This is a genomic window from Ruegeria sp. AWH4_226 (assembly GCF_056159225.1).
In genome coordinates this window covers 1-15831 of record NZ_JBSWUU010000004.1, presented here as the reverse complement: position 1 = coordinate 15831, position 15831 = coordinate 1, and the positions used below count along the sequence as shown (strand labels likewise).

Here is a 15831-nt window from a genome sequence, read left to right as displayed (position 1 = left end):
ACAAGATCCGAATGTCCAACACGCAAGCCTTCTGCCAATGCATAGAGGTGGTCGCGGAAATTCGGACCAGTCGTTAAGATAGATCGCATTGTGAAAGAAGTAATCCAGAATGTGACCTGCCCCCCACTGGTCCCTCGTTTATAAAGAGAGTCTGCGGGTTTGATTTTGGTAGTCGTCGGTTTCGGGCTTGGCAAGCGCGCCGGGCGCGGAGCCCTCAAATTGCTCAAGCGTCCGGCGCGCTTCGGCCGGTGTTTTGTTCCCGAGCGATGAGTGCGGCCTGACGGTGTTGTAATCGTAACGCCAGAGCGCCAGCTTCCGGCGGGCGTCGTCCAGGGTATCAAATATCTCCTCGTTCAGCAGTTCGTCGCGCAGGCTGCCGTTGAATGACTCGATAAAGGCGTTCTGCTGCGGCTTCCCTGGATCGATGTAATGCCACGGGATTGCGTTCTGATCGGTCCACCTCAGAATGGCCCGGCTCGTGAACTCTGTCCCGTTGTCGCTGACTATGCATCCGGGTTTACCGTAAATCCGCACCAGCGCATCCAGCTCACGCGCAACACGTGCGCCGGAGATGCTGGTGTCAGCAACCAGGCACAGGTTTTAGCGGCTGCAATCGTCTATCACCGCCAGGATGCGGAATTTCCGGGATGCCCCGAAGTTGTCAGCCATGAAGTCCAGAGACCAGCGCGCATTGGGATACGCAGCCTCCGGCATCGGGGAGCGCGTTCCACGGGACCGCTTGCGGCCGCGCCGCCGCTTCACTGACAGCCCTTCTTCCCGGTAGAGCCGATACAGTTTTTTGTGGTTCATTCTCATGCCCTTGCGCTCAAGCAACACGCCAATTCGGCGGTAGCCGAACCGGTGCCGCTTTCCGGCGATCTCCTGCATCTCTTTGCGGATCTCAGGGCAGTCCGGCGGGCGTTCGCACCGGACTGTCTTTGGGTCGACACCGACAAGCCGGCAGGCCCGGCGCTGCGAGATCCCGTGATCCCGCATCGCCCTGAGCGCTGCCTCTCGCCGCTTGGTCAGCGCCGTCAGTTCTTTCCCAGAAGATCCTTCAGAACCACATTGTCCAGCATCGTATCGGCCAGCAGCCGCTTCAACTTGGCGTTCTCGTCCTCCAGCGCCTTCAGCCTCGCGGCCTCCGACACCTCCATGCCGCCATACTTGGACTTCAGCTTGTAAAACGTTGCCGGGCTGAGCCCGTGCCTGCGGCACACCTCCGCCGTCGGCATGCCTGCCTCTTGCTCCTTGATCATCCCGATAATCTGCGCCTCGGTAAAACGGCTCTTCCGCATTCGTCTGCTCCTTCAGGGTTGGGCAGACTCTACATCATGGTGAGGGATTTCGCGGGGGGCAGGTCATGACTACTTCAAGTTGTCGGAACGGCAGATTGACAACTTTGATGAGGCGCAAGGAATGTCTACTGGAGACCCTGACACGTCAGAGCAAATACGCGCCTTCGCCAGAACGCTCCTACAGAGCCAATGAAATATCCGCCCACAGTATTTCACCGGCCCTTTAGGCGTATCAGCTGCCTCTCTTCGCAACACGCTAGAGGCTAAACAGTGTGGTAACCTAGTGTTTAGCTTAGTCCATCACCCAATCAATTCGGGAGCATATTCCCTAATGCGAGCCTCGCACAACGCACCAGCATGACGCGTCAAAACATCCATTTCGGCATCAGAGAGCCGCTTGAGATTGGTAGAGATACTTGAGGCGAATTCGGCGTCGCCAGCATTTTTCTCGCCTTCATGGCTATCGATCGAAAACCACATGGGAAGAGGTCCGCGGTTAGCGGCATGAGCAAGTTCCATGCGTTTGAACTGAAGCCCGCGAACTTGCTCCATTAAGATACCAATGGCCTTGAGTAGAACTTTCGTACCTAACTCCGTGGGAGCCTCGACGATTTGGAACGGTTTTCCCCCATCACTCACAAGCGCATAGTCTAGTTTGTTTCGCTCAACTCGCATCAAGGGATTAACGCCAAGATTGTCATACACACCGCCATCTGTCAGCGTGACATATTCTGTATGATCATTCGGAAATTCGTCTTCAGAGACGCGTAGTGGCGGAAACACCGGTGGGAAAGCAGATGAAGCAGCAACAGCCGTGCTAATCTTTTGCACAGATGCGGAGACCTGGCCCAGCTCATGCTCTCCCATCTCTTCTGGATCGCCGCCGCCAGCAACATAGAAGAACATATTGCCTGTTGAGAGGTTAGTTGAGTTAAAATAGATGCGTGGTCCGTTGGCTAAACGTGAAAGTGTTTGATTTCCGAATAAGTGCTTATCGTAAGAGGCTGCCAGTGCATTCAAGCGCGTGCTAAACGGATTTAATACCCCTTCTAAGAAAGATGACACTGCGATCGATCTTGTTTTGAGATAGTCCTCGAGCTTGTCAAGCACTGACGGATCGTTCCAGTTTGCGCACAAAAATGCTCCTGCAATACTGCCACCGCTTACGCAAGAGAACAGGTCCACCTTCTTCAGCAATCCAAACTCTTCGAGCTTCCGAAATGTCCCCAAGTGGAACGCAGCAGCGCGAAACCCACCACCAGATAACGCAAGACCAATTCGTTTTGTCTCGCCGTCAATTTCAATACCCATGATTTAAACTCCTGTTCTAAAACAATTTAGTTTAACATTAACCGCTGATTGCTGACCGTAGGCAGCAAGCTCCCTTTTTCGCAAACGCAAATCACGCCGTCTTTGAGAGCAAGCTATCTCGGGATCTAGTTCTTTTCGCAATTCAAACGTTCGCCCCGGCGCCACTTTGCGGGTTCAATAAACGTACCTTGCCAGATACCGCGCTTTGCACTCTTTGCTTCTTCTTGAACGGCCAGATATTCGGCCTTCAAGTCATCGTCCAGGTAAGCTTCATAAACGATCGCATGTCCCTGGCGGACCATTTCTAGATTCACGTTCAGTTGGTTCAAAAAAATCGTAGCCACCGGACGCCCGTAAGTTGAATCACCGGTAAATCGATACGTTGCTTCATCTGTCAGCAAGCCGGAAAGTACCCACTTTGAACGCTGCCCACACTTATAACATGCGCCATTTGCACGTTCGCAAAGTTGAGCTTTCTCGGGTGCATCGATGCCGTACATTCGAATTTCGATTAGTGGAGTATCACCATCATCTATTTCCTCAGCTTCAACATTATTTAGGAAGGCAACATATGGGTCCGCATATGCCATGGTAGACATGAAGATAGGCAAAGCCAAAGCAACTATTAACGACTTAAGCACGATGTTCACTCCTCTATCAGTTTTAGTCGTTCCGACAGGTTTCAAACGGCAACGGCGTCAGTAACCGTCTGTAAAATTTATAAAAATTCGTTATTCTAAAAAAAAGCAGTGAAAACTTCTCGGCTTTAAGGGTCGAATTCGACATCGACGAACTCAACCGCACTCTCCATTTCTTTTTGTCCTTTTCCAATAGATTCCATGTCTGTCCGGAGTGGTTGTGGTTTGTCCAACCACCCTTTTTCCCCTACTTCGCGCGGCGAAGGTTGCTTCGAATACGTCTTCATAACCGAGTAGTTGAAGATGCTGTCCTGCGGATTGAATCCTGAAGCCACATCTTCAAAGTCGGTCAGATACGATTTCGTGTTGCTAACCCGTTTGCCGATCTCAGCCAGCAACTCTGCGTCAGGGATGGTATCGTACTGTTTGCGCTTGGTTGATACCAAGCACTTCGCGGTGGGCGCTTCTCCCGGCTGTGGCAACGGGAGGATCGAATTCAAGATTTGATTTACTTCGTCATCCGGTCCGGCGTGTCTGTTCCATGGCGTCGAATTGTGACTTCCATGATGGCCCGCTTTCAAAAAATCGACGGGTTTTGACAAATGATCCTTACGAGTATGCCACATGACATTCCAACTGCCGTTCCTTTTACCTTCACGGTATTCGTCCTCCCACTCGGCATCGCCCACAAACAACAGTCGTTTGGATTTCCACTCAATCAATAGAACCGTGCTAACGTTATTCTGAATTTTTGTATCATCTACAGCGAACGCCAACCCGTTTGACAACAAGCGGGATTGCAAAATGCGGAAGTCTTCTGCGCTAATATTTGATGGGCCAACCTTACTCGGCGATTTTGCCTGCCCGCCGAAATGGCTGGCGCCCTCTTGAAGTCCTCGAAGTGCTTGATCCACTTCTTTTCCCAAATAGTAACCGTCAATATCCTGTTCCGGCGCGAGGACAAAAATTTCAGTATCTGGAAGTTCAATACCAAGATCTGAAGAAGTCATGCCCGCAAAAACATACTTGGGCTCAATGCCGTTCTTCGCTGGCAGATCCTTCGTTAAAGCGTTCGTAGCACTCCTATTGTTAATGCCATAGAGTGCAACCAAATCAGAAAACTCTGGGCTCAGTGCAGCGCCGGAGGTGGCTAATTCATTCATAGCCGTCGCTGCGAAGTCATGAAGGGCAATAGATCGCTGCGCCTGACTGTGCGTTTCGTCCATTGCGACTGTAATCCAGATGTTCCCGATTTCGATTTTCCTGAAGTATTTGGGGTCGAAACCTTTAATGTGATCTTCGTGCCTGTGAGTAACAACGATTGCGTCGAGCCGCTTTGTCCCATTTTGGGTTCCTGCAGGCAGTTCATGTTCCGCCATGTGGGCAATAGCGCGCTTCATTACACCCGTCGAAGCGCTCTCTTTTGATCCGCAATCAATCAACATATGGAAGCCGTCATTCCCATCGGGAATGCGTATATAAAAGCAATCACCGCATCCCACATTATAGCTTCTTATCAAGAGCTTACTTCCCATGCCCGACCTCCCTGGTAGTAATCGCCGTCTTTTCTCGCCAGGGTCATATGAGGCGAAAGTTGGAACCTTAACGTGTCTCCATCTTCTGTTACAACGACAGGCGGTATATGGGTGCCTAGCACACCCTTAGAGCCACCGAGCGTAGCGCCGACCTGCCCGGTTCTAATTCGGCGGGCAAGGGTTTGAAGAAATTCATCACGTCGTTTTTTCCCAGCGCTGATTTCTTCTTTCCACGCTGCGGTTCGGCCGCCTTGACTTCCGGGTTTTCGGACCCAAGATAGAACTGTTCCTTTTTCATCAAAAACAATCGTTCCACCGCATAACATAGTTGTTGTTTTTCCTTCATACTCGCCGAATTCCGCGCCCTTCAGAAAAACTGTCTCTCGCCACAAGTACTCCAATATTATTTGTCTGGGCAGGCGCCGCGCCTGGTGCGTCAGTTTCTGGGAGTCATAAAGGTCAGCAACGAATACATCTTGGTTGGCGGGAACCAATAGCGCCTCCCTGTTGTCATCAAGGAAGCGGTAGGCGCCAGCGCGGGAGCGCGAAATACTATCGACATCGTGAAAAACATCGAGGCGCAGTCGGTCGTACACATATCGCGGTTCTCGCACAGCTTCGGCATCGCTTTGACCCAAGATCTCGCGCTCTACAAAAACCTCAAGCATCATTTCAATGTAACCAAACGGGTCTGTTGGGTTGGCTAATTCCTCTGCCCGCAACACGGCCAAAGCGTAATCGCGAAATGTGGCATCAACGGGAGGAAGAATGTCCAATGGTTGAATAGCAACCCGCTGCATGCGCTGAATTGCATACCAGAACGCGTCCCCAGCAGAGTTTTTCTCGTTCTGTAAGTAGTGTTTCGAGAGTTTTAAAAGAATCTCATACATGGCTCCTGTCATCACTTCCGACAGTGCATGCGGGCCGTGTCCCTCGCGGTCCGACATTTTAAGCCCGTTGTCGGCAGTACGCAGGTATTCATTCCCGCTGACAGCCTTCCCAAATTCCGATGCTATCCAAGCCAACTGGTCAGCCTTAGAAAGATCGCCGCCAGTACTTGCAACCAGCTTTTTCCTGAAAGTGTTATTTCGCAGAATGAGCAGGATTGCCGTGAAATCACTTATGAATTCGTGAAAAGCGCCCGTTTCATCCAAGCAACTTTCCATGAAGTAAGGACGAACGCCGTCAAGAACGGCATGACCGAACTCATGGTTAATAATATCTGTCGAAAGGCACGTATAGACACGCTTACCGTCCTCATCATCGAAATAATAAAACTGCAAAGACTTACTATTTCGATCGTAGAACGCATTTTTTCCGTAGCCGGCATGAGGAACAACGATAAGTCGATTTCCTTCAAACCCATACGGAATGGGTCGACCGAGGCCTTGGCCTTGCTCGAAAAACGCCAACGCGCGTTGCAGCACCGCCCAAACATTTACTTGGTGAAATTGCAAACTCTTTGTGTTTTTATCGTCCAAAGCTTTGCCTTTTGGATCCAAAAACACCTCGTTCTTCGAGTCCCATCTTGCCATGGGCGCAAGTTTCCCTGTGTCTCCATTGTAGTCGACGATCGCAAAACGAGAATTCGTTGGTCCATCCGAAATACCGGGCTCCCAACGTACGAAAAGCTCTTTGTCAAAGCCGAACTTCGGATCTTCCTTCGCTACCAAAGGGTCTTGCAGGTAGACGACAAAGGGGATTTGCAATCCGACTTCTTGTTCCACCGAATTATTCAGGTACTGAGATGCAGAATATAGCCTCTCTCTCGTAGCTTTTGTCATTTTGCGCCGTGCGCCCATCGGCACGTCCCCTCATACCTTGGGGCCTACGTCTGGCTGCGCAAACAGCCAGACGTCAACCAAATCCGGTAAACCTTGATTAAAGAATGTCAAAGAAAAAGATACGCGTCAAACGTGCATCGAGCGTACTGCCTTCGCATGGGAAACCACATCTCGCGCAAGCTTCGACAAGGTGATAACACTTGTTTTGAGAAAAATCCTGAAATCCAAACGAACATCAGTTCATGAACTCCACACGCATTCAGTTTACAAAAACCGATTTCCTGCAGTTTCTGAATTGCCCAAAGTCGCTTTGGATCGCCAAAAACGAACCAGATTTATACCCAGATGGGGAGTTTTCTCACTACACGCGAAAGATCGCGGCCGAAGGCTACGAAGTCGAAGACTACGTTCGCAGATTGCTTAAAGCGAAACCTGATGCACAGTCTTATGCGTATCAATCAGAATTTTGGACTGAGCGAGGGCTGTATGCTAGGGCAGACGTCATACGCCGAAATGAAGACGGGACAATCAACATCTATGAGGTCAAATCCTCCACCAAGGTGAAGAAGAGTACACCGAACGATCAAATAATAGATGCAGCTTTTCAAAAGGTGGCTGCAGAAGAGACTGGTAGGTCGGTCGCCAAGGTTTTCATTGTGCATCTCAACGGGGATTATGTCCGCAATGGTAAAATCGAGCCAGAAAAGTTATTGGTTTTTGAAGACGTTACAGATGAAGTCGCGAAGACAGAGGACAGTGTTCGAGCCTCAATCGAAGAAGCGCTTGCGTTTCTGAAGCTCTCTGAAATCGATCAGAGCTCCTGCACGTGTTTGACTCACAATAAATCAAACCGCTGCGACACCTTTGAACACTTCAATCCTGGGATACCAAACCCATCCATTTACGATCTACCCAGGATCAGCAAATCAAAGCTAGTTAATTTCGTGGACGATAGGCGGTTTAGCTTAAGCGAAATCGCGTTGGACGAGGTTTCAAAGAAACAATCGCTGGTTCTCGAATCTGCTCATTTGGGTAAACCACTGATCGACCGTGACGCGATAGCTTGCTTTTTCTCTAATACTAGGTATCCGGTTTATTTCCTCGACTACGAAACCTTCAGTTCGGCCATCCCGCTTATTAACGGTGCCCGGCCGCAAGCACCAATTCCCTTTCAATACTCCTTACACGCTAAGCGAAGTCCGCAAGATGAAGAATACCTTAACTTCGAATATTTGGCAGAAGAAGCAGTCATGCCATTGGCCTTAGTTGAGCATATGCAAAAACATATTGGGCCGGAAGGGAGCGTCGTTTCTTGGCATGCATCCTATGAAAACACACAAAACAAGAATATGGCGGCGCTCTATCCTGAAAAAACGCAATTCCTAAAGAACTTGATCAAACGCACAGTTGATCTCGAGAATCTCTTCAAAGAAGCTTACGTGGATATCGCATTTGGCGGCTCGACCTCGATTAAAAAAGTCCTTCCAGTTCTTGTCCCTGAATTTACCTACGAAGGTATGAGTATTGCTAGCGGTACGGAAGCGATGGAAGCTTGGGCTAGACTGATCAACATGCCGAATGGGAGAGAGAAAGAGCAACTCCGCAAGGATATGCTGGAGTATTGCCAGCTTGACACCTTAGCAATGGTCAAAATTTTCGAAAAACTGCTCCGTTATACCGAGACAAATTAGCACTAAGCTACTATGCGTGAGGAGAAACACCCGTGGCCACAAGTTGTTTCAGCCTTGTGGCAGATTTTGGCAAGAACGGCGATTAGATCCGTTGAGCCAAAATCTGTATCGGACTCTAACAAAACACTTAGTAAAGTCGGCAATCGGATGTAGCTCGTCAGCTAAAGGTCCATGGGATCAAAGCGCTTCGAGTCGAGGATGCATCCATCATGCCTAATATGCCTGCCGCGAATACGAACGCCGCGACCTTGATAATAGTAGAGAAGGCTGCTGATTTGGTTCTTGGCAATTGAATGAACGTCAAGATATCGACAACTCCCGAGATCGCTATCTGAGTGTCGTCTGTGGGTGGCTCCTGCATTGCAAATGTTTTTTGGTGATTTCTGCGGTTATTTTCGTTAGTATCGCTGTCTGTCCGGCCTGTTAGCGTGGCAGCGTTATCGCCACTGGCCCTGAAAAGTTCCGCGAGCAAAGTTCCAATCGACTTATCGACCTAGGAGGCCCGCGGACACTCCCGGAGTGTCCTTGCTCGTGGTTGACTTAATTCCGCATCATCACTTCAACGTCTTGCATCTCGGAGACAGCCGGCGTGGTTACAGCGCTGGTTGCCGGTATTCCTGTTTCTTCGTGAGCATCGCCCAGATGGCTCGCGCCGCTTTGTTCGCCATGGCGATTGTCGCTAGTCGGAATGGCTTGTCGGCGATCAGCTTAGCGGTCCAGAGGTCAACCTTTTCGGATGAACGCTTTGCCATCACAGCGCGAGATGTCATGCTTACGACCAACAGCTTGTGAATGTAGCGATCACCTTGCTTGGTGATCTTGCCCAGACGCTCCTTGCCACCGGTGGATTTGTTGAGTGGGGTCAGTCCGAGCCATGCCGCCAGATCGCGCCTGGTCCGGAACTGTTTGGCATCGCCAATCGTTGCGACAATCGCTGAAGCCGTGACCAGGCCGATGCTAGGCAAACGCATCAATCTACGCACATCTGCATTCAGAATGGGATGTTGCTCGATCATCTTCGAATATGCGATGCCCATGCGGCTGTGGTGAAGACCTTGATTTTATGCTGTTGCCGGAGGTGGAACCTTGCTGGGTTTTCAAATCCAAGACCGATGAACCTCCGACCCTTCGGCCCTCAGTTTGGCGTAAGTCAGGATTTGGAGCTCATTTCTGGCTCCGATATGGCCATATTCTTTGGTGCCAGAGCAATGCCATAACGCTAGAGCGGTCCCCGGACGCCCACCAAATGTCTGCTTTTGTACTTGGGTTCTTCTTGTTGGGCACTTGCAGCGAAGGTCGGCTTCCCGCCGATTCTGTGGAAAAACAACGTGTTGCTGGTGCGGAAAGTTGCCGTCTGAACTGAGGGCGAGCGCCTTTGTGGTCAGACTTTTCGCGTTTGCTGCGATGCAGGAAAGATCTTTGCCAGTTTGCGGAGGTTTTGGGCGGTGGCGGCGAGGAGGAATTCGTCATTTGCGCCGCATGGTCCGCGTAATCGGAGACGGCCCAACCCGAGGATACGCTTGAGGTGGGCGAAGAGCATCTCGACCTTCTTTCGAAGCTTCATTGAGATGTCGTACTGGCGGGTCTTGGCGATATCGCGGGCGACTTGGCGAGCGTCTTCGTGTTCTTCGCGAGTGATCTTGCGCGCATCGGCATTAGGGCAGCATTTAGCTTTTGATGAACAGGCCTGGCAGGTGTGTTTCAAAGCTTGGTATTTTGCGACGCCTTTGCCCGTGGGGCCTCGTTTCGGGTCGGAGTAGTTCCTTCGGAATTGCTTGAGAGCCTCGCCCTCAGGGCAGATGTACTGGTTGTTTGCGGCATCCCATTCGAAGTCGGCGCGGGACCATGTGCCGTCTGTGCGCCCGGCCTTGTCGATCACCGGAATATGCGGTGCGATTTTTCGGTCAACCAGCCATCCGAGCATTGGACCTGACCCGTAAGCGGTGTCAGCGATCAGGCGCTCGGGATGCAAATCGAACTTGTCTTTCACACGCTTCAGCGTCGTTTTTGTTGAACCAACCTCTGCCTGACGGATGGAACGCGTCGCTTCCACATCAACGATGACGCCGTGATCGGTGTCGATCAGATAGTTATCGGAATAGCTAAAGAACGCTGGGCCTTTGCGAGCCGCCGTCCATTGGCTGGCCGGGTCAGAATGGGACGTGAACTTCGGTTTGACTGGCGTCGCGGCACCAAAAGCTGCCTCATCCAGTGTATCGAGATATTCCCGAACAGCGCGTGGCGCATCCGCACGATCAATTTCGGACACATCCCATTCCTCCTTCGCCGTTGAGTTCTGCTTGTTTGCGTCAGCCTCGATCAAGCTGGCATCCACCGCCATGCGCTGGCCACTCACGAGGCCTTCTGTGATACAACGGGCGACGGTTGTCTCGAACAGATGGCGGAGCAGTTCGCTCTCACGGAAACGCCCGTGCCGGTTCTTTGAGAAGGTCGAATGATCAGGAACCCGGTCGTTGAGATCGAGGCGACAGAACCAGCGATACGCCAGATTAAGATGTACCTCTTCACACAATCGCCGTTCTGAACGAATGCCAAAGCAGTAGCCCACCAACAGCATTCTGATCAGCAGTTCAGGATCGACTGAAGGACGGCCCGTGTGGCTGTAGAAATCTGCCAAATGTGCGCGTATGCTGCTCAGATCAACAAAGCGGTCAATCGACCGAAGCAGGTGACCTTGGGGAACATGGTCGTCCAACGAAAACTCATAAAACAATGCCGCCTGAGCTTCCTGTCTCGGTCCCATCATGGCTGATCCTCCCGCTCGTTGAGAGAATTGAATCAGCGACCGACGTCTCGATCAAGCAGGAGTTTTTCAACGAAATACGCCCGTTCGTGCCGTACTTCAGCCCCCCTACCCTTCCCGGTCCAACTTTAACCAATAGCGAGTGTACCGGCGTTCACCGGTTCGGCTCAGAGCGCCCTTCTCTACCAGATCCTGCAGATCCCGCGTCGCGGTGGCGCGGGACGTTCCCGTGATCGAGATATAGTTCTCAGCGCTCAATCCGCCTTTGAAACCGTCCGGTCCGGCCTTGAACAAACGGGCGACTACCTTGCTTTGGCGGGCGTTGAACTGATCACGATGTCGGTCGTAGAAATGCGTCTTGGAGATAAAGAACCCAACCCGGTCAAGCGTCACCTGCTGCGCTGTAAGGACGGTCTCGGCAAACCAGACAAGCCATGGTGTGACGTCTAGCGTCTTTTGATGACGTTCGAGCTGGTCGTAGTAAGCCTTCCGCTCTCGCTCGATCGTGAAAGCAAGGGCAATCAGGCTTGGCTGACCAATATTTTGCGCCAGGGACTTTTCCGCCAGCGCCCTGCCCAACCGACCATTGCCGTCTTCAAAGGGGTGAATGCTCTCAAAATACAGATGGCTCAATCCGGCCCGGATCAGTGCGCGCAATGGTTCGGGACCATCCGGTGCGGTCCGATTGAACCAGGTGACGAACTGGTCCATTTCAGCCGAAACCTGATGTGAAGGTGGCGCTTCGAAATGCACCGTTGGGCGGTCGAGGCGGCCTGAGACGATTTGCATAGCATCCTCATGGCTCCGGTATGATCCAATCGCTTCCAGGTGTCTATCATGGGACAGAAGCATGTCATGCCACCGAAACAGGGTGTCGTGTGACAGTGGTTCCGAATAGTTGGAATAAACGTCCACCATCATTTCAGAAACGCCCTGCTCGCGCGGTTTGGATGGATAGCTGTCGGGAGCCAGTCCAAGATGGCGGCGCAAGGAAGATTGCACGCTAAGCCGATCCAGCATTTCACCTTCGATCGCGCTGGTCTTCATCGCTTCTTCGCTTAACAGGTCGATCCGCAATTGATCTCGATCCGATGTGTTCACATGATGAACCGCTCCAAGAACTTCCCCTGAGGACAACAGGAACTGTTGCTCGTATGGTTCGAGTCTTGCGGCATCGTAACGAAATGTCGGCCAGTTAAGGTTCTGCCAGTTCCACATCGTGAGGTATAAGCTCCCCTTCTATAACTCACTATTTATCACTATATGATTTATAGAGGTCAATCCTATTGCTCACCTTTTTCAATCTTTCGATCCAACCATCGATTGGACGTGCAATCTGAAAACGGTGAATCTTGTCTTGTTTCCTGAAATTTACGTGGCATTGGAGGTCCGCGAGAGCATTGCCTTTGGGGACAGCTCTCCCTTTTGGATTTTAGCCAACAATGAAATCAGGTAAGCCCCTGGAGACTGTATGTTCTCAGCACGTTGAAAGATGTATCCGAGAACAATGAAACGAATAGCTGGGCCAAACGTTGATTTCATTGCATACCAGGTTTCGCCAAGCCGCAGGTATTCGGCGATATCATCCATAAGCCGATCACAGTGGTGCTGATTTTTTGCAAAGCGTAATTCTGAGCATAGCCGTGGAAAACTACGCTCCATTTGGTCTGGAGAAACCTGAATCTGAGAAAGTTTTTCTTTCTTAACTTCCGGATTCAAAGAGTCCTCTTTGTGCCCCTCAATTTCATTATCACTGTCCCTCAAATTTTCTGTATCTGCCTGTGTTATCTCAGAGATTTCCACAGAGATTTCTGCCAGCAGTTCGCTGAGGACATTCGCATCCGGTTTGCGACGCAGAGCATTGCGTACGGTGGTCATCAGATCAGAGATAGCGGTGTCATTTGCTACGAGTTCCCTAAGGCGAGCCAGAGCGGCGGAAACCTTGTCGCGGAGTACAGTGAACTCCAGAACGCGATCAGCATGCCTCTGGGCTTCCTGGATGAACTCAGCGTGCCGTTCAGACAAAGGCATTAAAGAGAGCCCAGTTGCGGTGACCACCCTGCCCTGTCGATCCCGTCGCGCCCATCGCTTGCCGTTTGCGCTCATGATGCGACGAATAAGTCCAAGCTCAACCAGCGTCGAGATATGACGTTCAACTGTCTGCACGCTGACATGCGTTCGTTTGGCGATCGCCGCGTTGGACGCGAAGCAGATGTGATGATCATCTTGGTCCGCAGCAATCTGATCACCGCCCAAAAAAGAAATCATCGCTCTCAGGACATTGAGAGTTGTGGATTTTAACCCAAGAGGTTCTCTGGCCTCTTCAACGGCGCGAAGAAGGTTCCACTTTTTGGGCGTACAACTCCCCTGCCCTGCCGTTCCCGACAAGGTTGCTCCATTTGGAGCCAATGCTGTTAGTGTTTTCATGAGATGTTGTCAGCAGACAAAGAAAACCTGTTCACCCAGAGGCGTTTTTTATTGTGTCGTGATTCTCAGGCTGTTAGGGTTTAGGTGTCTAATCTATAACCACTAGTTGGTTTTCAGCCCTCGGAGCCTCAGGTTTCGGGGGTTTCTTTTTGCTTTCTCCTTTTTGCTCGTTGCCTCATGTAGAGTTAACAGATGTTAACTCGCTTACTCCTCCGCGCTTTCTTTGAAGCGCTCGTAGGACTCTTGAATGATTTGTCCAAGGTTGACCGAAAGCCAACTTGTGTAGGCTTCATTATCCCCTGCCCTTTTGATTGTCATGTTCACCGCCGAATTGCTGGTCTTGATAACAACGTCGGGCGCTGGTCGGACTTCTTGGGCTTCTTTCTTGGGAGCCAAACTGCCCAGAAGCCCGTTTAACCGATCGTCTGAATTAGCTACGTTGAGCGTCTCCAAGAGCTTTTTAGCCTTGTCCGCTGTTATCACTCCTTTCCGCAACGCATCGGCGAGTGCTGTCCACTTGGGCCGCCCGGATTTCGGTGCCGGACCAATCATATCCCCGAGATCGTCCGGAATATCGTTTGTGACTCGCTCCAACTGTGACAGCGTGTTCTTGGAAATCGCCAGCGCTGTAATCGCTTCCGAGCGGTCATATCCCTGGTTTAAGATTTCGCGTGCGAACCGGGCTCTCTCGTAATAACTCAGGTCAACCCGTGAAGAGTTCTCAAGGCCTTTTGCCTGAAGCGCTTCCTTATCATCAAGTGTTCTTACCAGCGCGCGAACAGGCTGGTTTAGATACTGACAAGCTAAGATGCGACGACGACCGTAGATAACCTCGAAGTGACCGTCGACTTCTTCGGAAGGGCGTAACAGGACGGGAACTTGTTGGCCTCCTGCGTCCTTGATGCTTTCAGCAAGTTCCAGAACTGCTGAATCGACATTAACTTCGGCGTCAGAGTTAACAGGTGTTAACTCGATTCCAAGCCTATCTTTTGGGCCCCAAGGCAAAATGAGTGAGGTATCGATATCTTGGATGCCCCCGGCTCCAACACGGACCGATGCAATCGTACCGCGTGGAAGCGCCGCATTGGCGCGTTCCGTCTTTGTAGGTGGAATTGGCGGATTTCCGGCTGCTGCTGCAATCGCTGCAGCCATGCTAGTCTTGTTTTGTTTAAGTGCCATTTCAACGGCCCCACGCGGATTGAATCATGTTTGAAACTTCGTGCCCAACGGCATCCATGCTTGATCTGGCGCGGTCATAGGTCGACCGCGTCATTTCTGATCGAACGACTTCGTACATTGTCATTTTCAGCATCGCGGCATCAGCAATGGCAGTACTTCGTAGCGCAGTTGCACCGATCACTCGATCCTGAAACAACGCTCGCATCAGGCTGACAATTTGCTGAGACGGCGTATCTGAGGGGTCGTCCCGTGTTATGAGAAACCGGAAATTGTCATGGACTATCGGAATCCCGGAATTTTCAAACTCTTCAAGATACGCCGAAGTCATTTCAAGAAACTGCTGTGTGGAGGCTACGTCCAACATGCTCGGTGTTAGCGGCACAATTACAGACGTTGCCGCGAACAACCCCGCCAGCGTTAGGAAGCCCAAAGAAGGTGGGCTATCGACAATGATCACATCATAGTCTGCCTCTACCGTCTGGATTGCATTGGCGAGCCGATTATAAAAGGGGACACCTTTTCGAGCGTAGACAGCGGTTTCCGTTTCAAATTCTGACAGGATCAACTGGGCGGGGGAAAGATCCAAACCAGGGAAATATGTGGCACGGATACACTCGGACATTGGGACCGGATCCTCGTAGCGCAAAGCATCGTAGATTGAATTTCCCTCGAACTCGATCTCAGGCTGTATTCCGCAGAACCCAGTCAGGCTGCCTTGTGGGTCAAGGTCGATGGCCAGAACGCGATAACCTTGAAGCGCAAGATAGTGACACAGGTGAATAGCCGAGGTGGACTTTGCACTACCTCCCTTGAAATTCATGAGTTGAATGACTTGAAGCTGATCGCTGTCGCGGCGGCCAGGGAGGTATTTGCCGGGCTTTCTGGAGCTGCTTTCAAGAATCTGGCGCATCGTCTTGATTTCGGCTCCGGAGTAAAAGCGCCGGCCGTTTTTGATGACTTCTGGTTCTGGAAGAGAGCCCTCAGCATGGCCCTTTCGCAAGTATTGTCCGGTTGTGCCAAATAGGTCGGCCACCTCTGTCGCGCTGAAGAGGCGAAGGGTCTTTGACAACTCTGGAGAATACGCCTGAGTTAAGTGGGTCGTCAGTGCAACTTGTAGACGATCGGAAATTTCACGTGTAACGTGAGACTGCGTCGTCGCAGCAATGGGTGTGGTCTGTAGCATAGTTGCAGTTTTCCTGCTCAT

The 15831-nt window shown here is 51.3% G+C and carries 12 protein-coding genes and 2 pseudogenes; 3 read left to right on the top strand and 11 right to left on the bottom strand.

Annotated features, from left to right (window positions below; translation table 11 throughout):
- Positions 1-138 precede the first annotated feature (138 nt).
- From ACXAET_RS21035 to ACXAET_RS21015, 5 genes and pseudogenes are all read right to left on the bottom strand, one after another.
- Positions 139-1298: pseudogene (locus ACXAET_RS21035) on the bottom strand (IS3 family transposase).
- 300 nt (positions 1299-1598) lie between these two features.
- Positions 1599-2609, bottom strand: coding sequence for a patatin-like phospholipase family protein (locus ACXAET_RS21030; protein WP_475190265.1), 1011 nt, complete (start codon positions 2607-2609; stop codon positions 1599-1601).
- 125 nt (positions 2610-2734) lie between these two features.
- A complete protein-coding gene (locus ACXAET_RS21025; RefSeq protein ID WP_475190262.1) occupies positions 2735-3250 on the bottom strand; it encodes a thermonuclease family protein in 516 nt (171 codons plus the stop codon).
- Between the two features lie 125 nt (positions 3251-3375).
- Positions 3376-4782 (bottom strand): ComEC/Rec2 family competence protein, encoded by a 1407-nt coding sequence (locus ACXAET_RS21020; RefSeq protein ID WP_475190257.1) that lies wholly within the window; start codon positions 4780-4782, stop codon positions 3376-3378.
- Complete coding sequence (locus ACXAET_RS21015) at positions 4764-6584, bottom strand: hypothetical protein (protein WP_475190252.1); 1821 nt, start codon at positions 6582-6584, stop codon at positions 4764-4766. The genes ACXAET_RS21020 and ACXAET_RS21015 overlap by 19 nt, the downstream gene beginning before the upstream one ends.
- Before the next feature lie 224 nt (positions 6585-6808).
- Here ACXAET_RS21015 and ACXAET_RS21010 point away from each other — a divergent pair, with 224 nt between their 5' ends.
- Positions 6809-8257 (top strand): DUF2779 domain-containing protein, encoded by a 1449-nt coding sequence (locus ACXAET_RS21010; RefSeq protein ID WP_475190250.1) that lies wholly within the window; start codon positions 6809-6811, stop codon positions 8255-8257.
- A gap of 161 nt (positions 8258-8418) precedes the next feature.
- A pseudogene (locus tag ACXAET_RS21005) lies at positions 8419-8550 on the top strand (GMC oxidoreductase); the annotation flags it as partial.
- Between the two features lie 300 nt (positions 8551-8850).
- On the opposite strand, the gene ACXAET_RS21000 reads toward ACXAET_RS21005, so the two are convergent.
- Entirely contained in the window at positions 8851-9294 is a 444-nt protein-coding gene (locus tag ACXAET_RS21000; protein WP_475190248.1) for a transposase, read from the bottom strand.
- Between ACXAET_RS21000 and ACXAET_RS20995 the strand changes: the two genes are divergently transcribed.
- Complete coding sequence (locus ACXAET_RS20995) at positions 9282-9620, top strand: ubiquitination-like system serine protease family protein (protein ID WP_475190244.1); 339 nt, start codon at positions 9282-9284, stop codon at positions 9618-9620. The two genes, ACXAET_RS21000 and ACXAET_RS20995, sit on opposite strands and share 13 nt — an antisense overlap.
- 18 nt (positions 9621-9638) lie before the next feature.
- On the opposite strand, the gene ACXAET_RS20990 is transcribed toward ACXAET_RS20995, so the two are convergent.
- The 5 genes from ACXAET_RS20990 to repA all read right to left on the bottom strand — a co-directional run bounded on the left by ACXAET_RS20990 (position 9639) and on the right by repA (position 15810).
- Positions 9639-11024 (bottom strand): IS1182 family transposase, encoded by a 1386-nt coding sequence (locus ACXAET_RS20990; RefSeq protein WP_475190241.1) that lies wholly within the window; start codon positions 11022-11024, stop codon positions 9639-9641.
- A 105-nt stretch (positions 11025-11129) separates the two neighbouring features.
- A complete protein-coding gene (locus tag ACXAET_RS20985) occupies positions 11130-12239 on the bottom strand; it encodes a DUF4172 domain-containing protein (protein ID WP_475190239.1) in 1110 nt (369 codons plus the stop codon).
- Between the two features lie 153 nt (positions 12240-12392).
- Positions 12393-13448: a plasmid replication protein RepC gene (repC, locus tag ACXAET_RS20980; protein ID WP_475190234.1), complete on the bottom strand. Its 1056-nt coding sequence runs from the start codon at positions 13446-13448 to the stop codon at positions 12393-12395.
- 204 nt (positions 13449-13652) lie between these two features.
- On the bottom strand, positions 13653-14627 hold the full coding sequence (locus ACXAET_RS20975; protein ID WP_475190230.1) for a ParB/RepB/Spo0J family partition protein: 975 nt from the start codon (positions 14625-14627) through the stop codon (positions 13653-13655).
- 1 nt (position 14628) lies between these two features.
- Positions 14629-15810 carry a plasmid partitioning protein RepA gene (gene repA / locus ACXAET_RS20970; protein ID WP_475190575.1) on the bottom strand — a complete coding sequence of 394 codons (1182 nt, stop codon included), beginning with the start codon at positions 15808-15810 and terminating at the stop codon, positions 14629-14631.
- Between the last annotated feature and the right edge of the window lie 21 nt (positions 15811-15831).